A 21,685-nucleotide genomic window follows, 5' to 3' on the forward strand; every position below is an offset into this window, starting at 1 on the left:
ACGCATTCTTTAATTTATACTCATCGATCAATAATGATCACGTGCACTCTAAATGGGCCATGAGCCCCATAAACAAGTGTCATCTCAATATCTGCTGTTCGTGAAGGCCCAGAAATAAAACTTACTTGTCTTGGCAACGAACCGACCTCACCACGAATTAACCGCCAAGCGTCCTCCATGGTTTTCACAATTCTAGATCGTCGAATAACTGCGATGTGCGTTTCAGGTAGCAGGCTGGTAGTGGCATGGCTTTCTTGTCCTGAGAGCAACACTAAAGTACCCGTTTCAGCAACCGCGCAATAACTTCCGGTGAGCCCGACTTTATCATCCCCAATAGCACTGCGACTCTCCATTTGAATGCCCTCGGCTGACCATGGTAAATCAACGAAATCTGGCCAACACACAACTTTAGTAGGCAGCCCTTTTTTGCTCAGATAACGAGTCACTGCAAGCGGCAGTTCGTCAATCCCCTTAATCTCATCCAAAGTAGATGCCGATTCCTGACACCGAATTTTAAATCGCTCCTCTATATCCCAGTCCATCGTAGGTAAGGGGCTTATGGGAGGGCTGGCAAGGCGATCAGCAACCGCACTATCCATCACATCCACAAAAAGGACAGCTTTATTTGCAGCCCTTATTCGCGCCAAAATATTTTCCCTAGCAGACATATTGAGATTTATCGATTAGCCGACTTTTTTTTATTTAGATAGATATCTCTGAAAGTCCGCCCCCTAGGAGCAGGTAAATCTCTATGTTGCGTCCAATCTTGACCACCGAACAAACGCTTAATACGCCGCGAGTCTCCACCTAATACTTGTCCGGCGCGAGCAATAATTCTTGTTGCGACTGAATACAGTTTCGGTCGAAGCGCAAGGTACGCCCAAAACCTGAGCGACCATTTTTCCGTCGAAGACTTAAGATTTTTTTCATATTGCCTCTCCCTCAACTTTCTCATCAAGTCAGGCAAGGGGATTTTCACTGGACAAACTACCCCACACTGATTACACAAAGTTGCCGCATTAGGCAAATCAATTGCATTTTCGATGCCATTATAGGCCGGAGTCAGCACTGAACCAATCGGACCCGGGTAGACCCAACCATATGCATGACCACCAACATTTTGATACACAGGACAATGGTTCATACAAGCGCCGCAACGAATGCAACGCAACGCATCTCGAAGTTCTGATCCCAATACTCTCGTACGACCAACATCTAAAATAATTACATGAAACGCGCCGGGACCGTCGTTGTCCCCAGCTCGTTTGGGCCCAGTCGTCATTGACACGTAGTTACTGATCACTTGCCCAGTCGCTGATCTAGGTAGGAGCCGCATGATCAATGCAAAATCATCCAACGTAGGGATACATTTCTCAATACTACTTATCGCAACATGAACTCTGGGCATCGTCGTAGTCATACGACCATTGCCCTCATTGGTCACAATCACCGTGGATCCGGTCTCAGCAATCATGAAGTTGGCGCCAGTGATCCCCATGTCGGCGTCTAAAAAATGTGGTCGTAGTATTTCTCTTGCCTCATGCGTTAATTTTTCCGCATCATCCAACCTTGGGCGCTTATGTTTTTCTGCAAATAAGTCAGCAACATCATCCTTAGATTTATGTGTTGCTGGTGCAATAATGTGAGAAGGATGTTCGCCAGCCTGTTGGATAATGTACTCACCCAAATCCGTCTCTTTAACCTCGATGCCATAACTTCCAACATACTGATTTAACCCAGTCTCTTCACCGATCATCGATTTGGACTTAATAATTTTTTTGACTTTATTATCTTGAGCAATCTTGACAACAAGCGCATTCAATTGTTCATAAGATTCAGCCCAATGGACGATAGTGCCCGCGGCTTGCGCCCGCTTTTCCCACTCCTCTAAGTAGAGATCCAAATGCGCCAGACAATGATCCCTCATATCGGCCGCAGCCTGACGTAATTCCTCAAAGTTATCCAACTCCGCAACAACCTTTGCTCGAGAAACGACAAATCCGTCTTTCGCTTTATACAATGCCTTTTGTAACTTCACATCTTTGAGATTCGTACTCGAGACAGACTTGAATTGATGTGACGTTAGTTCCATGAAAATATTTCCTAATGCTATTCGGTCTCTTCGCCAACTAAACCGGCAAGAATCTCGCCTATGTGAAGCACTTTCGTTTTATGATTACCCCTCCGGCGCAGCTTACCCTCAATATTCATCATACAACCAAGATCACCGAGTACCAGAGCATCCACTTGAGTAGCCTCAAGATCATCACATTTGAGGTCAACTATTCTCGATGAAATATCGCCATACTTAACTGAAAATGTTCCTCCAAAACCACAACATTGTTCGGCACCAGCCATTTCCTTCAAATCGACGTGAGGTAAATGCGCAAGTAACTTTCTGGGCTGTTCTTTAATATTGAGTTCTCTAAGGCCTGCGCACGAATCATGGTAAGTAATAGTCCCCTGGAATGTCGTATCGAACGACTCCATATCAACAACGTTTACCAAAAAGTCGGTTAATTCGTAGGTCCTAGCTGCCAACCATTGCGCTTTAACTCGGTACTCTGGCAGATCTAGCAAGAGCTCTTCATAGTGGGTTTTAATCATCCCTCCACAAGATCCGGAAGGAATAACTACATAATCAACATCTGCAAACTCAGAGATCACTTTTCTAGCGAGCTGCTGCGCTGTTAGCCTATCCCCTGCGTTGTAAGCCGGTTGCCCACAACACGTTTGGCTTTCGGGGAATACCACCACACAATCGGCTCGCTCCAATAACTTCACGGCCGCCAAACCAATGCTTGGCCGCATCAGATCAGCCAAACAGGTGACGAATAATCCTACCCGCATGTTTGCTTACCTAAATTTAAATGATTACCATCAAGCTCAAATACTGATTAAAGATTCCACTTAACGAGCAGAGATTCACGCAAAGTGTAGCACAATACCATCTAAATACTTGTCATAAGAAATTCACTACTCTATTGCTAACCGGTTGCTTAGCAATAGAGTTTCATCTATATTTTTGCAACGCAAAATAAACATTAACAATGTCACCGCAACGATGCAAGAAACAAATGTTAAAACATCCATTCAGGTAATTGACCGAATGATGAAACTAATTGACGTCCTGTCAAAGTCGGGTTACCCGATGAGTTTAAAAGAGTTGTCACAACTCGCCAATCTTCACCCTTCTACGTCCCACCGAATCCTAAATGTGCTGGTACATTATCGCGTTATCGATAAAGTACAAATCGGGAGCTACCGGCTCGGTACACGCTTACTCGAACTGGGCAATATCCCTAAGACCCGGATTGATATCCGTAAGCAGGCGCTACCTTTCATGCAAGAGCTCCATCATCAACTTCAAGAGACTGTCAATCTATCAATCCGTCAGGGCGATGAAATGGTCTATGTCGAGCGCTTAGCCGGAGATCACTTAGCAATTCGAGTCACTCACCTCATTGGCGCTAAAGCGCCTTTGCATGTCACCGCAGTTGGTAAGCTCTTTTTAATCGAAGACGGAGAAGACAAAACCTTAAACTATATCCAACGTAATGGACTTAAAGTCTTCACAAAAAATACAATTAAGGATTCCCGTATTTTGTTCACTGAGTTAGCAAAGATAAAAAAACAGGGCTATGCGTTTGACAATGAAGAAGCAGAAACGGGACTCTCATGTATCGGCGCTGGAATTTACGACGAATCTGACGTACTAGTTGCCGGCTTATCTATTTCCACACCCTCGCATAGACTTAACCGTAGCTGGGGCAAGCGTGTAAAAGCAACAGCCGATGGAATCTCTGCAGCTCTAGGAAGTGCGCGCGCTTAACAACAGCAAACCGCATCTACAGCCTTATATCATTTCTTTTTCGTTCACTCCATCCAACGGCGAACTCGTTCAGCGTCGCCTAAAGCCGTCAACTTACCCCAAGAATCTAGCAAGACCATAATTACTGGTTTATTGAGAATCGTCGTTTGCATGACTAAACAACGCCCCGACTCCAGGATATACCCGGTTTTAGATAGCCCGATGTCCCATATCGCACTCCGTACTAAACGATTCGAATTGACATATTCGCGCATGACAGGTCGCGCACCTATTTTTGCTCGAAGTTGAAACAACGAGGTGGTCGTATACAACCGGATCAGCGGATACTCATATGCGGCAACCACCATCTTCACAAGATCCAAACCACTGGACACATTCCCCGGACGCAAACCAGTGGAATCAATGAAAACTGTTTGATTCATTCCTAGTGATTTAGCCTTTTTATTCATAGCCTGCACAAAAGCCTTTTCCCCACCCGGAAATAATCGAGATAATGCGGCTGAAGCTCGATTTTCCGAGGCCATTAAAGCTAACTTCAACACCTCAGCTCTTAATAAAGTCGTACCGACACTTAGTCCCGAATATGACTTTTTATAACGATCAATATCTGCCTTAGTAATCGTTATAGATTCGAGTAGAGGAACGCCCGAATCAATAATGACCATTGCTGTCATCAACTTGGTAACTGATGCAATTGGTGCTACATCAGAACCATTTTTTTCAAAGATGACCTCTCCATTACTTTGATCTACGACGATAGCAACTCTCGACTCAAGATATGGGCCAGCATCACTTCTGGCCTCTACGCCGATGTCATACAACAGTATTAAGGCTGCTAAAAAAATCAGCAGAGCCACGGATAAGACAGTTTTCGTTATGCTTTTAAAATACATAAAAATTTAAATCAATATCTAATACAAAAATTATAAATACATTTCAACATATTAGCCTTAAGTCTCTAGTTGCGATTTACTTTGCTGAAGATGCCATATGTAACTGTACTTCCCGGATTTCTTAAGCAGCTCGAGGTGCGACCCTCTCTCTATAATTCTTCCGGCATCCAAAACAATAATCTGATGCGCATGAACGATCGTAGATAGGCGGTGCGCAATGACCAAAGTCGTTCTATTTTTTGATACCCCATCCAAAGCCAGCTGAATTAATCGCTCACTCCCCGAGTCTAACGAGGATGTCGCTTCGTCGAAAATCATAATCGATGGATTCTTAAGAATAGCTCGCGCTATGGATATCCGTTGCTTCTCACCGCCAGACACCTTTAGACCCCGTTCCCCAACGTTTGTCTCAAAACCTTCTGGAAGATCCTTAACAAAGCTCTCAAGCTGCGCCAGGCGCACTACCCGATCTAAGTCTCCTTTGGAACATAGTGGCTCTCCATACTTGATGTTGAAGCCCAAAGTGTCGTTAAAAAGAACTGTATCTTGAGGTACCACGCCGATGGCTCTCCTATAGCTGTCTTGAAGATAATCTCGAACATCTATGCCATCTATCAGAATCTCGCCATCGCAAACATCGTAGAGCCGAAACAACAATCTGGATAACGTAGTTTTTCCCGATCCGCTCTCACCAACGATCGCTACTGTCTTTCCGTTGGGTACGACAAAACTGACGTGAGATAATGTTTCACGCCTCCCATCATACGAGAATGAAATATTTTTAAATTCGATGGTAGGGCTAGAGGACTCAAATGGAATTGCTCCAGGTCGATCCACGATATCTCGCACAATATCCAACAACGAGAACATCTTATGCATATCAATAAAAGACTGTTTTATTTCCCGATAGACCATGCCCATGGAGTTGAGTGGAATATATAGTTGAATCAAAAGCCCATTCACCAAAACCAAATCGCCAATCGTCATTTTTTGAGCAATAACTCCTTGGGAGGTTAGTATCATCAACGCCGTAACTGCTAAGGCTATGATGATACTTTGCCCTATATTGAGAAGCCCGAGCGAGGTCCCAGTTTTAACATCAGCCCCTTCATACTCACGTAAGAAAGTGTCGTATCTTTTCGCTTCGTAATCCTCATTATTAAAATACTTAACCGTTTCATAATTGAGAAGGGTATCGACTGCGTGGGAATTCGATCGTGTATCCCATTCATTAGCTTCACGGCGAATGCCTATCCGCCATTCGGACACGAGAAAGGTGTACAGCAAATAGAAAATTACTGCTGAAAAAGTAATCGCTGCAAACCGCCAGTCAAAACGATCTATCAAAATAGCCGCAACAAAACCAAACTCGAGTATCACGGGAATAATCGAGAATAATGTATACGTCAACAAAGTGGAAATGCCGCGCGTCCCTCTTTCTATCTCACGCGTAATTCCCCCAGTTTGTCGCCCAAGATGAAATTTAAGACTCAGATCATGAAGATGCCGAAATACCTTTAGCGCTATTTTTCTTGTTGCACGACTAGTCACTTTGACAAAAACCACATCACGCAACGCAGCAAATACCACGGCGCACATCCTTAACGCACCGTAACTAAGTAGCAGCGCAAAAGGAAGGAAAATAACCTGGCTCTGTGAGGAGAGCGAATCAACTACCTCTTTGAGCACAAGAGGCACCGACACATTGGCCACTTTGGCAAGGGTCAGAAATGCAAGAGCGATGATTACACGAAATTTAAAATCCAAGACGTACGGCGCCAGAGACTTCAGAGTCAACCAATTAGTTTTTGTCACCCCTTAAGATCCCAAGAGTAACCCTTACTCATCCAACAACAGGTAGTCACCCTTATAAGAAACTAAGAAATTGACAACATTCGGTCAAGAGCAACTCGCGCCATATCCTTATCCGACTCAGGAACACAAATTTGATTCACCAGTGTGCCGTCAAGCAAATTCTCAACTTGCCAGGCCAAATGTTGAGGGTCGATACGATTCATCGTAGAACACATACACACAAGTGGTGACATAAACTCAACTACCTTGCCTTCTGGTCTAAATTCTTCAGCGATTCGATTTACCAAATTTAATTCAGTACCAACCAGCCAATGCGTATTGGGCTTAGCGGCCGCAATAGTCTGAACGATATATTCTGTCGAGCCAACAAAGTCAGATTGCTCACAAACCTCGAACCGGCACTCTGGATGCGAAATAACATGGCCTTCTGGATGTTTTTCACGAAACCGTACAATGTGCTCCGGCTGGAACATCTGATGAACCGAGCAATGCCCCTTCCACAAGAGTATTTTTGCTTGCTTAATTTCTTCTTCAGTGAGCCCGCCCATCCACAAATCTGGATCCCAAACCTTCATATCGATCTCATTGATTAAGCCTAGCTGATGTCCAGACCAACGGCCTAAATGCTGATCTGGGAAAAACAAGATTTTTTCTCGCTGTCCCAACCCCCAAGTAACGATCTGGGACGCATTCGATGACGTGCACACAATGCCATCGTGCTCCCCACAGAACGCTTTGAGATCTGCTGCTGAATTAATGTAAGTAACCGGCGTCACCGACATGTCTTCGCCGAGAACGGACTTGATCTCAGTCCATGCTCGATTAACTTTAGACAAATTAGCCATATCAGCCATTGAACAACCCGCAGCCAAATCAGGAAGCAATGCCTTTTGATTTCGCTTAGACATAATGTCGGCCACTTCAGCCATAAAATGAACACCACAAAAAATAATGTGTTCTGAATTTGTTTGTGATGCCAGCTTCGAAAGCTTCAAAGAATCCCCTTTCAAATCGGCATGTTGATATACATCCGCCCTTTGATAATGATGGCCGAGAATAACTAAATCATCTCCAAGGCTAGCCTTAGCTCTTTTGATAAGCCTATGACATTCATCATCTGAACGATCACGATAATCCAAAAAATCTCTACTCGTTACTAATTCCATGGCCACCTTAATTTCCCCAACAAAAATCTAAATTAGTCAATGCAGCGCCGCAGACATTAACCCCTCCAAATACTATCACTACAAAGTTTACATGAGATGTCTTTTAATGCAGCAAACTCAGCGCAAACTCAAATGTGACTTCAGCAAAAATCGTAACGCATCAGCATTAGTCCAAGAAAAAACTCGACCAATAGCATCTTCAATCTGAAACCAACCAAACTGAGTGTGCTCACGCTGGGATATTTTAATGGATACCCGCTCTGGGACACGTACGCCGAACACGTGTTCCATATTATGAGTAACCCCTGGAGCATAACGACCACGCCAATGCTTAAAGATTTCAAACTCGTTGAAAATCTTCCAATCAGCCAAAGGAAATTCAGATGCGTTAATACCCGTTTCCTCATACAGCTCTCGAACTGCAGTTTGATGCAAAGACTCGTTTAATTCACTACTCCCTGTTACCGATTGCCAAAAACCATCTCGGTCTGCCCGTTCAAGTAACAGGATCTCTAAGTCCTCAGTATAGACAACCACTAAAACCGATACCGGGATCTTGTATGACTGGCTCCGCCTCTCCTCATGCAACATGATGCGAGTTTAATCGTCTTTGTTATTTCTTGTCTCAGCCTTCGTGGCACCACTAAGACGAATATGTAGCTCACGTAACTGCGCATCGGTGACCGCAGAAGGCGCCCCCGTCAACAAGTCCTGTCCGCGCTGCGTTTTAGGGAATGCAATAACATCCCTAATCGATGTGGCCCCGCACATGAGCGTAACGATCCGATCTAGTCCAAAAGCTATACCGCCATGGGGGGGAGCGCCCCACTTAAGACTGTCTAATAGAAATCCGAACTTCGCTCGCTGGTCCTCCGGAGTAATCTTTAATGAACGGAAAACTTTCTCTTGCAATTCGGGCTGATGGATACGCACCGAACCGCCCCCAATCTCCCAACCATTCAAGACCATATCGTAGGCTTTTGCATAAGCCGCACCCGGATTCGTCTCAATGTGCACATCATGTCCATCTTTAGGTGACGTAAATGGATGATGCCGAGCAACCCATTGGTTGGACTGTTCGTCGTACTCAAACATGGGAAAATCAACTACCCAAAGCGGTTTCCATCCCGGCTCAATCAAACCAAGGTCTCGCCCCAATTTTTCACGAAGAGCACCCAACGCATCGTTAACAATCCTACCCTTGTCCGCGCCAAAGAAAATGATATCGCCGCTTACTGCACCAGAGAGCTCAATTACTTTTAACACGACCTCCTCTGCGAGAAACTTAATAATAGGGGATTGCAACCCACCAATACCTCCAGTCACATCATTAACTTTGACATATGCCAACCCTTTAGCACCATAGATCGCAACAAAATTTGTGTAATCATCAATCTGCTTCCGACTGATCTCTCCCCCTCCCGGAACTCTCAACGCAACTACCCGCCCATCCACGAGATCGGCTGCTGACCTAAATACTTTAAATTCCTCCACCTTCATTAACTCGGTAATATCCGTAAACTTAAGTGGGATTCTTAGATCAGGTTTATCGCTGCCGTACAGCCGCATCACCTCATCGTAACGCATCACTGGGAACGCATCAGGCAGATCAACCTCAAGAGTGTTTTTGAAACAGCCTCTAATCATGTCCTCCATGATCTTTCTGATCTCGAACTCATCAAGAAATGAAGTTTCAATATCAATCTGCGTAAACTCAGGCTGACGATCTGCCCGCAAATCCTCGTCACGGAAACATTTAACAATTTGGTAGTAACGATCAAACCCAGCGACCATCAACATTTGCTTGAATAGCTGAGGTGACTGCGGCAACGCATAAAACTCTCCATCGTGCATACGCGATGGCACAAGAAATTCACGAGCACCCTCTGGTGTCGATTTATATAAAACCGGCGTCTCTACGGCAATAAACCCATTTCGGTCTAGATAATCTCTAAAGTATTTAGAGACGAGAGCCCGTAGCCTCAGATTCGCTTGCATTTGAGGACGGCGTAAATCAAAAACTCTGTTCTCCAATCGAACTATCTCCGATGGCTCTTCTTCGTCAATGGCAAAAGGAGGCGTCTCTGATGCGTTAAGGATTTCAATATCATTCGCCAAAACCTCTATCTCGCCGCTCTTTAAGGAGGAATTCACCGTGCCGTCTGGCCGGCATCGCACTCGCCCTTTTATCCGCAAAACGTATTCGCTTCGGGCCCGATCACTGACCGCAAAAGCTTGTTCATTATCAGGATCTGATACTACTTGAACAATACCCTCTCGATCACGCAGATCAATAAAAATAACACCACCGTGATCCCTTCGACGATGAACCCATCCGAATAAATGAACCTCTTGGTCCAAATAACTTGAGTCAATTAACCCACAATAATTTGTTCGCATTGCTATTAGTTTCCGTTATTTTTAAGCAGTATCGTTACAACATCATTCGGGCCAGTAGGTATGGAAAATTGTGACAACTCTCAATCACCGCTGCCCACTGAAGACTCTTTAATTGATTTATTTTCATTCGTATTCTTTGCATCAGAGACACTCGGACTGGCCTTACTGTCACCGTCGGAAACAGGAGAGCTTTTCGTCGCTGCTGGTTCTTTTTTATCTCTAAAGTCAGTCACATACCAACCAGCGCCCTTCAGCTGAAAGCCCGCAGCGGTTACCATTTTTTCCAGCGATGGCGCACCACATTTAGGACAATCGACCAAAAGGTCCTCAGAGATTTTTTGAAGTGCCTCATGCTTATTACCACATGAGGAACACAGATATTCATAGATGGGCATTAGCGAGCCTTATTTAATAGGAATTAGTATATCGCACAAACTGAGATTTCATCTAAAATTGGGCCCTAGAATAACGCCAATAGTTAATTACGACCTCTAAATAGATCAGACTTCCACATACGGGCATCTCGTATAATGTAGCCATGCTTGAAAACCGATCATTCGCAGCAGGACAAAAGGTCATCAGTCAGAGAACTGGAGGAGTTATAGCTCCAGAAAATTCACTAGCTGGCATTAAACATGCGAGAAATCTTGGGTTTCAAAATATTCATTTTGATGTTCGCTTAACGGCGGATGGTATACCCATTCTCCTGACTAATGAGTCATTTGACCCATCAACCGGTGTATCTGGACTGGCGAGTGAAGTATTTTTTGATCAAATTAATGGATTAGATATTGGCAGTGATTACGGCAACGAATACATTGGGGAGAAGTTACCCACGCTTTATCAAGCACTTTCAACCTGTACTGAATTGGAAATACGGCCGGTAATCGAATTAAAACCAAGCTCTGCCCAAGAACGAGTCATTGCAGAAATTAGCGTCGATATCCTAAAAACAGTCAATCATGAAAAAAAACTCTTCCCTTTGTTCGCATCTGAGAACACCGTGACGTTAACCACGTTAATGGACATTGCTCCAGACATATTCAGAGGCCTCATCTGGAATAACGAATTACCTCAAGAGGCAAGCAGGTATGACAAACTAATGTGCCATTGCGTTTTTATCCCGCAGCAACTAATTACTCCGCAACTTGTCGACACACTGCACCGAAAAAAACATTCAGTGATTGCAACTAACGTTAACGATAGTATTGAAGCAATTACTGTTATTGAGCATAAAGTCGACGCGCTGGTGACAGCACAAATAGATGCTATCGGGCCGTACTTCTTTTAAAAAAATACAACTGCTCTCAAGCAGCTTTGCGCTTTTCTCCTCCAGCACGGTATTCGTCAAGCAAGACTTGCCATGATTGCTTCACCTGAATGACACTAGCTTCTTTAATATGTCCAAAGCCACGTATCTCCTCCGGCAAGAATAGGAGCTTCTTAGCCACCTCAATATTTGTTTGATCCACGGTGTCGGCAATCTCTTCAACCAATAAACGATAATCCTCAATGAGTTGACGCTCCATCTTTCTCTCAGCAGTCCATCCAAAAACGTCAAAAACCGTACCACGCAAAAACTTTAAACCGGATAGAACTTTGAACACTCCAAAAACCCATGGACCAAACTCTTTTTTCTTAAGATGCCCGGTTTCAGAATCTTTTTTAGCGAAAAGGGGCGGAGCGAGATGATATCTAATCTTATAGTTTCCCTCGAAGAGCAGTCCTACCTTTTTTTGAAATACGCCGTTAGAGTAAAGTCTGCCCACTTCATATTCGTCTTTATACGCCATCAGCTTAAAGTAGTAACGCGCCACGATCTCCGTGAGCCCATCAAGCCTCGTCCCAGATTCTTCTCTGAGCCGCACCCTATCAACTAAACTCCGATACTGTTTCGCATAATCTACATTTTGATAGTCAGTTAGAAAATTAAATCTCTTCTGCACGATCTCATCAAGAGTTTGCGATTGTTGCTCCTCCGTCTGACTGTGTACAACTTTGGGCTTCAATAACCGCTCTACTGTTGCCATATCGACACTGGCTCGTCGCCCCCACAGAAACGCCGTCTTATTCATGTCGACCGATGCTCCATTCATCTCTATTGCTCGATTGATGGCTTCGTGACCCAAAGGTAATAAACCTTTTTGATAGGCGTATCCGAGCATAAACATATTCGTCGCAATCGAATTACCCATTAAGGAGGTAGCGATACGAGTTGCCTCTACGAACTCAACATTATCTCCACTTAATCGATTGCGAATTGTCTCTCTCAGGTCATTTCTCGGGAATTGATAATTTTTGTCGCGGGTAAAAGCACCAGTCATCTGCTCATGCACATTAACAATGGCAAATGTCTTACCGCTTTGACCCACCTCCATCGTCTTTACACTCGCCGTCGTCACAAAATCACAACCCAGAATCAACGAAGCACCAGCAAAGCCAAGGCGAGCTGCTTTCAAATCTTCCTGACGTTTTGCAATCTGCAGATGACTCCAAACGGCGCCTCCTTTTTGAGCAAGACCCGCCATATCCATGCCGGCAAAGGACTTACTCTCTAGATGAGCCGCCATACCAACAATTGCGCCTATGGTTACAACACCCGTCCCACCGATACCATTCACAAGGATCCCGTACGGCTGATCCAAAGATGGTAAAACTGGATCCAACAAAACTTGAAATAGATCTGCCTTTTCAGTGTTAGATATCACGCCTTGACCCTTTTTCAAAGCTCCGCCGTGAACTGTGACAAAGCTTGGACAAAATCCCTTAACGCAAGAAAAATCCTTATTGCAAGAGGACTGGTCAATTGATCGCTTTCGGCCGAACTCAGTTTCAAGCGGGGTAACCGACACACAGTTCGACTGAACACCGCAATCGCCACAACCCTCACAGACCAAATCATTGATCAGTGCTCTTTTAGCCGGATCAGGAAACGTTCCTCTTTTGCGCCGGCGCCTCTTCTCCGAGGCGCAGGTCTGGTCATAAACGATTACTGAAACCCCTGGAACTTCGCGAATCTGTTTTTGAACTCGGTCATAGTCATCCCGATGATGAACTGTAACTCCCTCAGCGAATCCTGGGTTGGAACCATATTTATCAGGTTCATCCGTAACCACTACAACTTTAGTCACACCTTCAGCCGCGACTTGGCGCGTTACTTGCGGCACTGTTAATTGACCATCGACAGGCTGCCCCCCAGTCATGGCAACAGCATCATTAAACAAGATTTTATAGGTCATGTTAGCTCCCGAGGCGACCGCCGCCCTCAGTGCTAAGAACCCGGAATGAAAATATGTGCCGTCACCAATATTTTGGAAAACATGGGGCGTATCCACAAAGTGAGACTCGCCGATCCAACTCGCCCCCTCTCCCCCCATTTGTGTGTATCCAGTCGTATTACGGTCCATCGATTGCGCCATAAAGTGACAACCTATCCCAGACAGGGCGACAGAACCTTCTGGTACCTTTGTTCCCGTACTATGGGGACAACCAGAACAAAAATAAGGGGTGCGTTCCATGGCTGGAACTTCAATAGACTCAAGAGCCATCGACCTTCTTCGGTTGAGTCGATCTTCAAGATCGCGATCATTCGTGAACTCTAATATGCGCTCTGCAATCGCAATCGCGATTTCATTAGGTTCGAGTGCGGCATTGGAGCGAAGCAATTCGCTACCCTGTTCATCTTTTTTACCAATAACAATAGGACGTTGCTCGAGTGAATATAAGATCTCTTTCACTTGAGGCTCTAAAAGGCCCCGCTTTTCTTCAACAACCAAAATCTTCTTAAGGCCGTTAGCAAACTGAGTAATCCCTATTGGCTCAAGTGGCCAGGTCATCCCGACTTTATAAACACTCAAACCCAGTTGTTTCGCGCGCTGGTCATCAATACCCAAATAGTGCAACGCTTGCCTTACATCAAGGTACGATTTACCGCAAGTAATGATACCCAAGACATCATTCTCACCTTTAAACTCAACTCTATCGATTCCATTAGCTCGCACAAAGGCTTTGACCGCTTCAATCTTATATTTATGAAGGCGTCTTTCCTGCTCCATAGGTAGATCTGGAAAGCGAAGGCTAAGGCCTCCCTCAGGCATTTCAAAATCGGCGGGCTGAACCACCTGTACTCTATCTTCACCGACGTCAACGGTTGCGCTTGCATCAATCGTATCCTTCATGCACTTGAGACCTACCCACGTACCGGAATATCGGGAAAGCGCCCAGCCATACAACCCGTAATCCAACAACTCCTGAATCCCAGCTGGATTCAAGATGGGTATCATTGCATTGATCAATGCAAATTCACTTTGATGCAAGGTGGTCGATGATTCACCCGTATGATCGTCCCCCATCAAAGCGAGGACACCACCATTTGGATGAGTTCCAGCCAAATTCGCATGTACAAAAATATCGCCCGATCGATCTACTCCTGGCCCCTTGCCATACCAAATACCAAACACACCATCGTATTTAGCCTCGCCATGCAGCCCGGCCTGCTGTGTACCCCACAGCGCGGTTGCAGCAAGGTCTTCGTTAACACCTGACTGAAACACAATATTGTGATTCTTAAGATGCTTCTTCGCAATCCAAAGCTGTTGATCAAACTGTCCTAATGGGCTACCCCGATAGCCTGAGATATAGCCAGCGGTATTCAATCCGATCTTTTTATCTCTTGCACGCTGCATCAAAGGCAATCGTACCAATGCTTGGGTTCCGTTGAGAAAGATACGACCTTCCTCAACAATATACTTGTCCTCTAGGGCCACATCTCTGAGTTTCATAACCAGCCAAAGCTCCCTTTTAATTGAACTACCACATAAATTATTAAGTATCAGTTTTGCATCTAAAAACTTGAATATGTGGGAACATCTCGCGTTCTGTCTATATTTTTTATAATCGTATCACAATAAATTCTCGTCCGACCCAATTGGATCTCCAAGGTATAATCACTATAAAATCACAATACTACTAGAATCAAGGCTAAGCTAGAAATGTCAGAGGAATTAGATATCCCAATAGACTTATCGCTCGATGTAAAAGGGCTTAACTGTCCACTTCCCATACTGAAAACAAAAAAAGCACTTCAGGAAATCGGTGTCGGACAAGTGCTGGAGGTGTTTACAACTGATCCGGGATCGGTTCCAGACTTTCATGCATTTTGCCGGCAAACGGGTCACGACTTAATCGACACGACAGAAGCAGAGGCCAGTTACCGATTTTTGATCCGGAAAAGTAAGTGATTTCAATCGATGAGGTAGGTGTAATTACAAAAAATTTCGTGTTTGCGGGGTCCGCTATTTTCGTGACAAAGGCCCTCTTGCGAAAGCAGCGCTAAAAAACCTCCGTCAATTTACCCGATTGAGATAAGTATCTAAAAAGGAATATCATCCTCGAGGTCATCTAAGCCGCCAGAAAATTCGCCAGGACCAGATGCAGCGGACCCCTTACTAGGTGATTGGTTGCCACCAAAATCTCCACCACCAGAGCCTGACCGAGACCCCAACATTTGCATCCGGTCCGCTATAACCTCGGTGGTATATTTCTCCTGACCTTCCTTGTCTGTCCACTTTCTAGTTTGTAAGCGCCCCTCAAAATAAGCCTGTGACCCTTTCTTAAGATACTCGCCAGCAACCTCTGCCAATCGACCAAAAATAACGATTCTGTGCCATTCTGTCTTCTCTTGACGCTCACCACCCTTATCCTTCCAAGTATCCGTTGTCGCAATACTTAAGCTAACCATTGCGTCTCCGCTTGGCATACGACGAACTTCAGGATCTCTCCCGAGATTTCCAACAAGAATGACCTTATTTACGGAAGCCATCAACTTTCTCCTGTTTCTAAAACTGTGATTTCACGATGGGCGCAGGCCTTTTCAGACCGATCAACAACCTCATCAGCGCTTGAGCCCTTACTGTAACGCCTTTAACTCATATGCGCTATAGCCAAAATAATCTATTGTCTAACTCGGCTACCTGGATCCGACATTTTTGCCGACGCAAGCAACCATACCAACGCCCAAACAGCACAAAATATGAAGACCTCTTGTCCTGAATAATGCTGATATGTCCAGCCTCCAGCTACTCCCCCAATAAACGTTCCCAGATACTGACTAGTACTGTAGGCGCCTAACGCCGCACCCTTAGACTTGGAATCCGCCACACGTGAAACCCAAGCAGGAAGGGACGCCTCCAATAAATTAAAAGCACCAAAAAACATGACCAATGCTAGACCGAGGCCCAGTTGACCAAAATCAAATACACCAAGCAGCAGCTCTGCCAAGATGATAATCATGATACTGAGTAGAAATATAACTTTTCGATGTCCAAATTTTTCCGACACCACCATCAATGGCACCATAATAAAAATGCTAGACACCATCACAGCAAGATAGAATTGCCAAGCAATTAATGCCCCTTGTAAGCGAGAGAGAATAAACGGTAAGGATACAAACATTGCCATCAAGATTCCATGTAATGAAAATATCCCAAAATCAAGCCTGAGCAAATCTCGATCACACAAAATTACTTGTAATTTAATGGAAGAATCCTCCTCACGTTTACCTATCGGTTCCGGGTCAGGTACGTAGAAGTAAACAACCGCTATCGATAAACAAGTCAAAAGCGCCGTAATTAAAAATATACCCTGAAGTCCGACAAATCCATCCAGCACCGGACCCAACACAATAGATAAGACAAAGGTAAAGCCAATCGTAATGCCGATGATCGCCATTGCCTTAGTACGTACTTCGTCCCTGGTGAGGTCGGCGTTCAGCGCGATCACTGCCGATGAGACAGCGCCTGCTCCCTGAATAGCACGTCCAATACACAATATGAGCAGTGAGTCCGCACAAGCGGCAACGAGACTTCCCATAATAAATATACACAGCCCGAGGTATATCGTCTTTTTCCGACCCCAAAAATCAGATAAGCGCCCCAGCGGAATCTGAAAGATAGCTTGAGTTAAACCGTAAATACCTATCACCAAACCAATGAGCGTTGCGCTCTCACCCCCCGGCAAGGTATCTGCATATAACGCGACCACCGGAAGGATCACGAATAACCCAAACATACGTAAACTAAACACGCCCGCCAATCCGATGGTGGCTCTTCGTTCGCTTTGGGTGAAGCTTGTCATTGAATAATTTTTAAGATTCTTAGGGGTAAATTAGAAGTTAATGCGGTATAGTACCAGGTTACTCTTTTTCATTAGCACTCGTCGAATAAGTACATTATTCTGACCTAAACAGAACTATGGATTCAATAAAAGTTAGGGGCGCTCGAACCCATAACCTCAAAAATATCGACGTCGATATCCCAAAAAATAAACTCGTGGTCTTTACAGGTTTATCGGGATCTGGGAAGTCATCTCTGGCATTTGATACTTTGTTCGCCGAAGGGCAACGTCGGTACATTGAATCTCTCTCAGCGTACGCACGTCAATTTTTAGAGGTATTAGAAAAGCCCGATGTCGATTCAATAGAGGGGCTGTCCCCCGCAATCGCAATCGAACAAAAATCCAAAAATAATAATCCACGCTCTACTGTAGGCACCGTAACAGAAATTCACGATTACTTACGTCTCTTATATTCGAGAACTGGGGAACAGTACTGCCCGGAGCATCAGGAACCCTTAAAGGCATTTTCGATCTCAGAGATGATTGAATTTATTTTTGGGCTCGGGACAGATAAACGAATACTCATTTTGGCCCCAATAAAAAAAGCTAAAACGCAAACGACCACTAATCTTATCGAGCGCTTCAGAGCACAGGGGTTCTTTCGAATTCGCATCGACGGCGAACTCATTGACCTAGATGACCAGTCTGCGCCAAAAATTACGCATGAGAAAAAAGAAGTCCAACTCGTTATCGATCGGCTCAAAATCTCTAGCGATTCAAAAGTACGGCTAGCAGAGTCCTTGGAAACCGCCCTGAGACAAAGCCCAGACGGCATATTAATACACGACATTGAAACAGCTAAAGATTACAGCCTTTCGGCCATTTTTAGCTGTCCCAAATGCGACCACACCTCCCCCCCATTAAGCCCGAGGATGTTCTCGTTTAATCACCCAAGTGGTTCTTGCCCAGCTTGCGATGGCATTGGACAGTTAGAAATTTTTGACGTTGAAAAAATCATTGCTCACCCTTCGTTATCACTCGCCTCAGGGGCTATCAGCGGCTGGGACAGAAGAAATAAATTCTTCTTTGATATGCTGTCTAGCTTGAGTAAATATTATGATTTTGACCTAAATGCGCCCTATGAAAATTTGCCGAACGACGTGCAAGAGGTGGTGCTCTATGGATCTGGTAAAAAGAAAATAAAATTTTATTACCATGGAAAAAATGGCGAGATCCAAATTGAAAATCACACTTTTGAAGGTGTCATAAAGAACTTTAATCGACGCTATACGGAAACTAAAGAAGAAGCGGTCAAAGAGGAATTGGCGAAGTTTATTAGCCTAAGAAGTTGTCCCGACTGCTCAGGCTCTCGACTAAGACCAGAGGCCAGGAATGTACGAGTCAATGGACTTAGCATCGCAGAAGTAAATGCAATGCCGCTGACTGACGCCAAAAAATTTTTTGAAGCCTTAATTGATCACTCACAAACAAAGGTTATCGCAGAAAGAGTGATCACCGAAATCATCAATCGCCTGGCGTTTCTCATTGACGTCGGCTTGGGATACCTCTCTCTACAAAGAAAATCTGGGACACTTTCTGGAGGAGAATCCCAACGTATTAGACTCGCCTCGCAGATTGGGGCTGGACTAAGTGGCGTGATGTACGTCTTGGATGAACCCTCCATTGGGCTGCATCAAAGAGACAATCAACGACTCATTGAATCCATTAAAAAACTCAGAGATTTAGGCAATACCGTAATCGTAGTGGAGCACGACCAGGAAACAATCATTCAAGCGGATTACGTTATTGACATCGGCCCCGGATCCGGAGAGTCAGGAGGCCAAATCGTGTTTAAAGGTACGCCAGCACATATACTGAATGATCCCAAATCAGTGACGGGACCTTACTTAGCCGGCACAAAAAAAATATACGAATTTCCCAATAAGCTTATCACCCCATCAACGCCAACCATCAGGCTGACTGGCGCAAGGGCTAACAACTTAAATGAGGTAGACCTTGAAATACCCCTGGGAGTATTCGTATGTATAACTGGCGTTTCGGGGTCAGGGAAATCCACTCTAATCAATGATACTTTCGTTCCCGCTATAGCTCGCTTACTTGGAGACCGAACAAAAGGCGAATACCTCTACGATGAAATTACAGAGACTAGTGAAATCAAACATCTTGTAAACGTCGATCAAAGTGCGATCGGTAGAAGTCCCCGATCAAATCCGGCTACCTATACCGGAATGTTTAACACAATCAGAGAATTATTCTCGCAAGTGCCTCTCGCTCGAGAAAGAGGTTACACCTCCGGCCGGTTTTCATTCAATATAAGGGGAGGTCGATGCGAAACCTGTCAAGGCGAAGGTAGTCGACGAATAGAGTTGCATTTTTTACCTGACGTTTTTGTGACCTGCGAAGTTTGCCAAGGGCAACGCTATAGCCAGGCGACATTAGACATCAATTACAAGGGAAAAAGTATTTATGATGTCCTTGAAATGGGCGTCAAAGAAGCTTTAACCTTCTTCTCGTCAGTACCCAGCATAAAGCGTAAACTTTCGATACTCGACGAGGTAGGCCTCGGTTATATGACTTTGGGGCAAAGTGCGACAACGCTATCAGGTGGCGAAGCACAAAGGGTTAAGCTCGCAAGTGAATTATCTAGACGAAACTCTGGAAAAACACTCTACGTACTAGACGAACCCACTACGGGACTGCATTTCAGTGACATCTCCTGGCTTCTCCACATATTAGTTAAACTCAGAGATCAGGGAAACTCAATTGTGGTAATCGAACATAATTTAGACATAATCAAGCGAGCCGACTGGGTCATAGACCTCGGACCAGAAGGTGGCAATCTCGGGGGAAACATCATCGCTCAAGGAACCCCTGAGCAAATAGCCAAAGTCAAAGGTAGCTATACCGGACACTTTTTGAAACGAATTTTTAAAACTCAAAAATGACCGGATAGCGAGAGATCAAAAAAACCTAAAAATTGGTCAGCCTTAATAATTACAGTTACTCCTCAACAACGTCTTTTGCGGCAGCGGCATCCAACTCAGGACGATCCATCAACTGCACCAACGCCATGGGTGCATTATCTCCTTGCCTAAAACCGTATTTGAGAATTCGCAAATATCCCCCATTACGAGAAGCATATCGAGGACCGAGCTCTTCAAACAGTTTCCCAACAATCTCTCTATCACGCAAACGCGAAAAAGCTAATCTACGATTCGCTACGGTAGCCTTTTTACCAAGCGTAATGATCGGCTCAGCAACGCGACGCAACTCCTTCGCTTTTGGGAGGGTCGTTTTTATAACTTCATGGCGCAATAATGAATTCGCCATATTCCGAAACATCGCCTCCCGATGAGAGGAAGTGCGATTAAGTTTTCGAAGTCCAAGCCTATGTCGCATGGGGTAATTCCTTCCTTGTTTTAACTAAGTCGCGATAGATGAAGGCTTAAGCCCGCTCTGAACGAGACTCCGGCCAACTATCTACTTTCATACCAAGAGATAACCCTCTTGACGCGAGAACGTCCTTAATTTCATTCAATGATTTTCGACCGAGATTCGGTGTCTTTAACAACTCATTCTCCGTACGCTGAATCAAATCACCAATGTAATAAATACTCTCAGCCTTCAGACAATTTGCTGAACGCACTGTCAATTCTAAATCATCTACTGGTCGCAAAAACGCTGGGTCAATATCTGGCTGTTGTGGAACGATTTCTTCTGCAAAGGTACCCTGCAGATCAGCAAAACTTGAGAGCTGATCCATTAAAATTCGAGCCGCAAAACGAACTGACTCTTCTGGATCAACAGACCCATTAGTCTCGATGTCCATCACAAGCTTATCAAGGTCTGTTCGTTGCTCCACACGAGCACTCTCGACCGCGTAGCTTACTTTTGTCACTGGACTGAACGATGCGTCAAGCAAGAGGCTACCAATAACTCGGTTTTCATCAACATCATTCAAACGTGCGTTAGCTGGAACATATCCACGACCACCCTGCACTCTGATTTCCATGCTGATCTTTCCACCAGGAGCTAGGTGAGCGATCACGTGCTCAGGATTGATAATGTCTACGTCACTACTGCCCTCAATATCCGCAGCGGTGACAGCACCTTCACCCACTTTAGAAAGTGTTAAGGTAATTTCGTCTCGATTATGTAGCCTGAGAATTATTCCTTTAAGGTTAAGCAAAATGTCTACAACATCCTCCTGCACACCGTCAAGAGTTGAGTACTCATGCAGCACACCATCTATCTTTACTTCGGTGGGCGCAAAGCCAGGCAAGGACGACAAAAGTATCCTGCGCAAAGCATTACCCAACGTGTGCCCAAAACCTCGCTCAAATGGCTCCATTACCACTTTAGCTTGCCCAGGGGCAATCAGTCTTACATCAATAATTTTTGGCTTCAAAAAGCTATTAAGCATCTATTCGACCCTTTTCAAAAGT

Annotated in this window: 18 protein-coding genes; 4 read left to right on the top strand and 14 right to left on the bottom strand. The window is 44.8% G+C overall.

Going from position 1 to position 21,685, the window contains the following annotated elements; translation table 11 throughout:
* Positions 1 to 20 precede the first annotated feature (20 nt).
* From O3A65_00800 to O3A65_00810, 3 genes are read right to left on the bottom strand one after another with little or no spacing between them, the layout of a single operon-like run.
* Positions 21 to 668 (bottom strand): lactate utilization protein C, encoded by a 648-nt coding sequence (locus O3A65_00800; GenBank protein ID MDA1331001.1) that lies wholly within the window; start codon positions 666 to 668, stop codon positions 21 to 23.
* A gap of 8 nt (positions 669 to 676) precedes the next feature.
* Complete coding sequence (locus O3A65_00805; GenBank protein MDA1331002.1) at positions 677 to 2,092, bottom strand: LutB/LldF family L-lactate oxidation iron-sulfur protein; 1,416 nt, start codon at positions 2,090 to 2,092, stop codon at positions 677 to 679.
* 17 nt (positions 2,093 to 2,109) lie between these two features.
* On the bottom strand, positions 2,110 to 2,850 hold the full coding sequence (locus O3A65_00810) for a (Fe-S)-binding protein (protein MDA1331003.1): 741 nt from the start codon (positions 2,848 to 2,850) through the stop codon (positions 2,110 to 2,112).
* Positions 2,851 to 3,109: 259 nt separating this feature from the next.
* Between O3A65_00810 and O3A65_00815 the strand changes: the two genes are divergently transcribed.
* Positions 3,110 to 3,832 (top strand): IclR family transcriptional regulator, encoded by a 723-nt coding sequence (locus tag O3A65_00815; protein MDA1331004.1) that lies wholly within the window; start codon positions 3,110 to 3,112, stop codon positions 3,830 to 3,832.
* 44 nt (positions 3,833 to 3,876) lie between these two features.
* Here the strand turns inward: O3A65_00815 and O3A65_00820 are convergent, their stop codons facing one another.
* The 6 genes from O3A65_00820 to O3A65_00845 form a co-directional block, all read right to left on the bottom strand.
* Positions 3,877 to 4,689, bottom strand: a complete 813-nt coding sequence (locus O3A65_00820) for a serine hydrolase (GenBank protein ID MDA1331005.1) — start codon at positions 4,687 to 4,689, stop codon at positions 3,877 to 3,879.
* A gap of 93 nt (positions 4,690 to 4,782) precedes the next feature.
* Positions 4,783 to 6,540 (bottom strand): ABC transporter ATP-binding protein/permease, encoded by a 1,758-nt coding sequence (locus O3A65_00825; protein MDA1331006.1) that lies wholly within the window; start codon positions 6,538 to 6,540, stop codon positions 4,783 to 4,785.
* Between the two features lie 62 nt (positions 6,541 to 6,602).
* On the bottom strand, positions 6,603 to 7,706 hold the full coding sequence (nadA, locus tag O3A65_00830) for a quinolinate synthase NadA (GenBank protein MDA1331007.1): 1,104 nt from the start codon (positions 7,704 to 7,706) through the stop codon (positions 6,603 to 6,605).
* A 117-nt stretch (positions 7,707 to 7,823) separates the two neighbouring features.
* On the bottom strand, positions 7,824 to 8,297 hold the full coding sequence (gene nudB / locus O3A65_00835) for a dihydroneopterin triphosphate diphosphatase (GenBank protein MDA1331008.1): 474 nt from the start codon (positions 8,295 to 8,297) through the stop codon (positions 7,824 to 7,826).
* A gap of 9 nt (positions 8,298 to 8,306) precedes the next feature.
* The gene (gene aspS / locus O3A65_00840; GenBank protein ID MDA1331009.1) at positions 8,307 to 10,106 is read right to left on the bottom strand and encodes an aspartate--tRNA ligase; all 1,800 of its coding nucleotides are present in this window, start codon (positions 10,104 to 10,106) and stop codon (positions 8,307 to 8,309) included.
* 80 nt (positions 10,107 to 10,186) lie between these two features.
* Entirely contained in the window at positions 10,187 to 10,501 is a 315-nt protein-coding gene (locus O3A65_00845) for a zinc ribbon domain-containing protein (protein ID MDA1331010.1), read from the bottom strand.
* Positions 10,502 to 10,644: 143 nt separating this feature from the next.
* Between O3A65_00845 and O3A65_00850 the strand changes: the two genes are divergently transcribed.
* Positions 10,645 to 11,397 carry a glycerophosphodiester phosphodiesterase family protein gene (locus O3A65_00850; GenBank protein ID MDA1331011.1) on the top strand — a complete coding sequence of 251 codons (753 nt, stop codon included), beginning with the start codon at positions 10,645 to 10,647 and terminating at the stop codon, positions 11,395 to 11,397.
* A 16-nt stretch (positions 11,398 to 11,413) separates the two neighbouring features.
* Here O3A65_00850 and O3A65_00855 read toward each other — a convergent pair whose 3' ends face one another.
* Positions 11,414 to 14,887, bottom strand: coding sequence for an indolepyruvate ferredoxin oxidoreductase family protein (locus O3A65_00855; protein MDA1331012.1), 3,474 nt, complete (start codon positions 14,885 to 14,887; stop codon positions 11,414 to 11,416).
* A gap of 210 nt (positions 14,888 to 15,097) precedes the next feature.
* On the opposite strand from O3A65_00855, the gene O3A65_00860 reads away from it, so the two are divergent.
* Positions 15,098 to 15,346, top strand: coding sequence for a sulfurtransferase TusA family protein (locus O3A65_00860; protein MDA1331013.1), 249 nt, complete (start codon positions 15,098 to 15,100; stop codon positions 15,344 to 15,346).
* Positions 15,347 to 15,477: 131 nt separating this feature from the next.
* On the opposite strand, the gene O3A65_00865 is transcribed toward O3A65_00860, so the two are convergent.
* Together O3A65_00865 and O3A65_00870 are read right to left on the bottom strand one after the other, a co-directional pair.
* Positions 15,478 to 15,927 (bottom strand): single-stranded DNA-binding protein, encoded by a 450-nt coding sequence (locus O3A65_00865; GenBank protein MDA1331014.1) that lies wholly within the window; start codon positions 15,925 to 15,927, stop codon positions 15,478 to 15,480.
* A 131-nt stretch (positions 15,928 to 16,058) separates the two neighbouring features.
* Positions 16,059 to 17,240, bottom strand: coding sequence for an MFS transporter (locus O3A65_00870; GenBank protein MDA1331015.1), 1,182 nt, complete (start codon positions 17,238 to 17,240; stop codon positions 16,059 to 16,061).
* Positions 17,241 to 17,356: 116 nt separating this feature from the next.
* On the opposite strand from O3A65_00870, the gene uvrA reads away from it, so the two are divergent.
* A complete protein-coding gene (gene uvrA, locus O3A65_00875; GenBank protein ID MDA1331016.1) occupies positions 17,357 to 20,185 on the top strand; it encodes an excinuclease ABC subunit UvrA in 2,829 nt (942 codons plus the stop codon).
* Between the two features lie 55 nt (positions 20,186 to 20,240).
* On the opposite strand, the gene rplQ is transcribed toward uvrA, so the two are convergent.
* Together rplQ and rpoA are read right to left on the bottom strand one after the other, a co-directional pair.
* Complete coding sequence (gene rplQ / locus O3A65_00880) at positions 20,241 to 20,639, bottom strand: 50S ribosomal protein L17 (GenBank protein ID MDA1331017.1); 399 nt, start codon at positions 20,637 to 20,639, stop codon at positions 20,241 to 20,243.
* Positions 20,640 to 20,685: 46 nt separating this feature from the next.
* Positions 20,686 to 21,663, bottom strand: coding sequence for a DNA-directed RNA polymerase subunit alpha (gene rpoA / locus O3A65_00885; protein ID MDA1331018.1), 978 nt, complete (start codon positions 21,661 to 21,663; stop codon positions 20,686 to 20,688).
* Between the last annotated feature and the right edge of the window lie 22 nt (positions 21,664 to 21,685).

This window comes from Pseudomonadota bacterium (assembly GCA_027624715.1).
Lineage (GTDB): Bacteria > Pseudomonadota > Gammaproteobacteria > Burkholderiales > Eutrophovitaceae > Eutrophovita.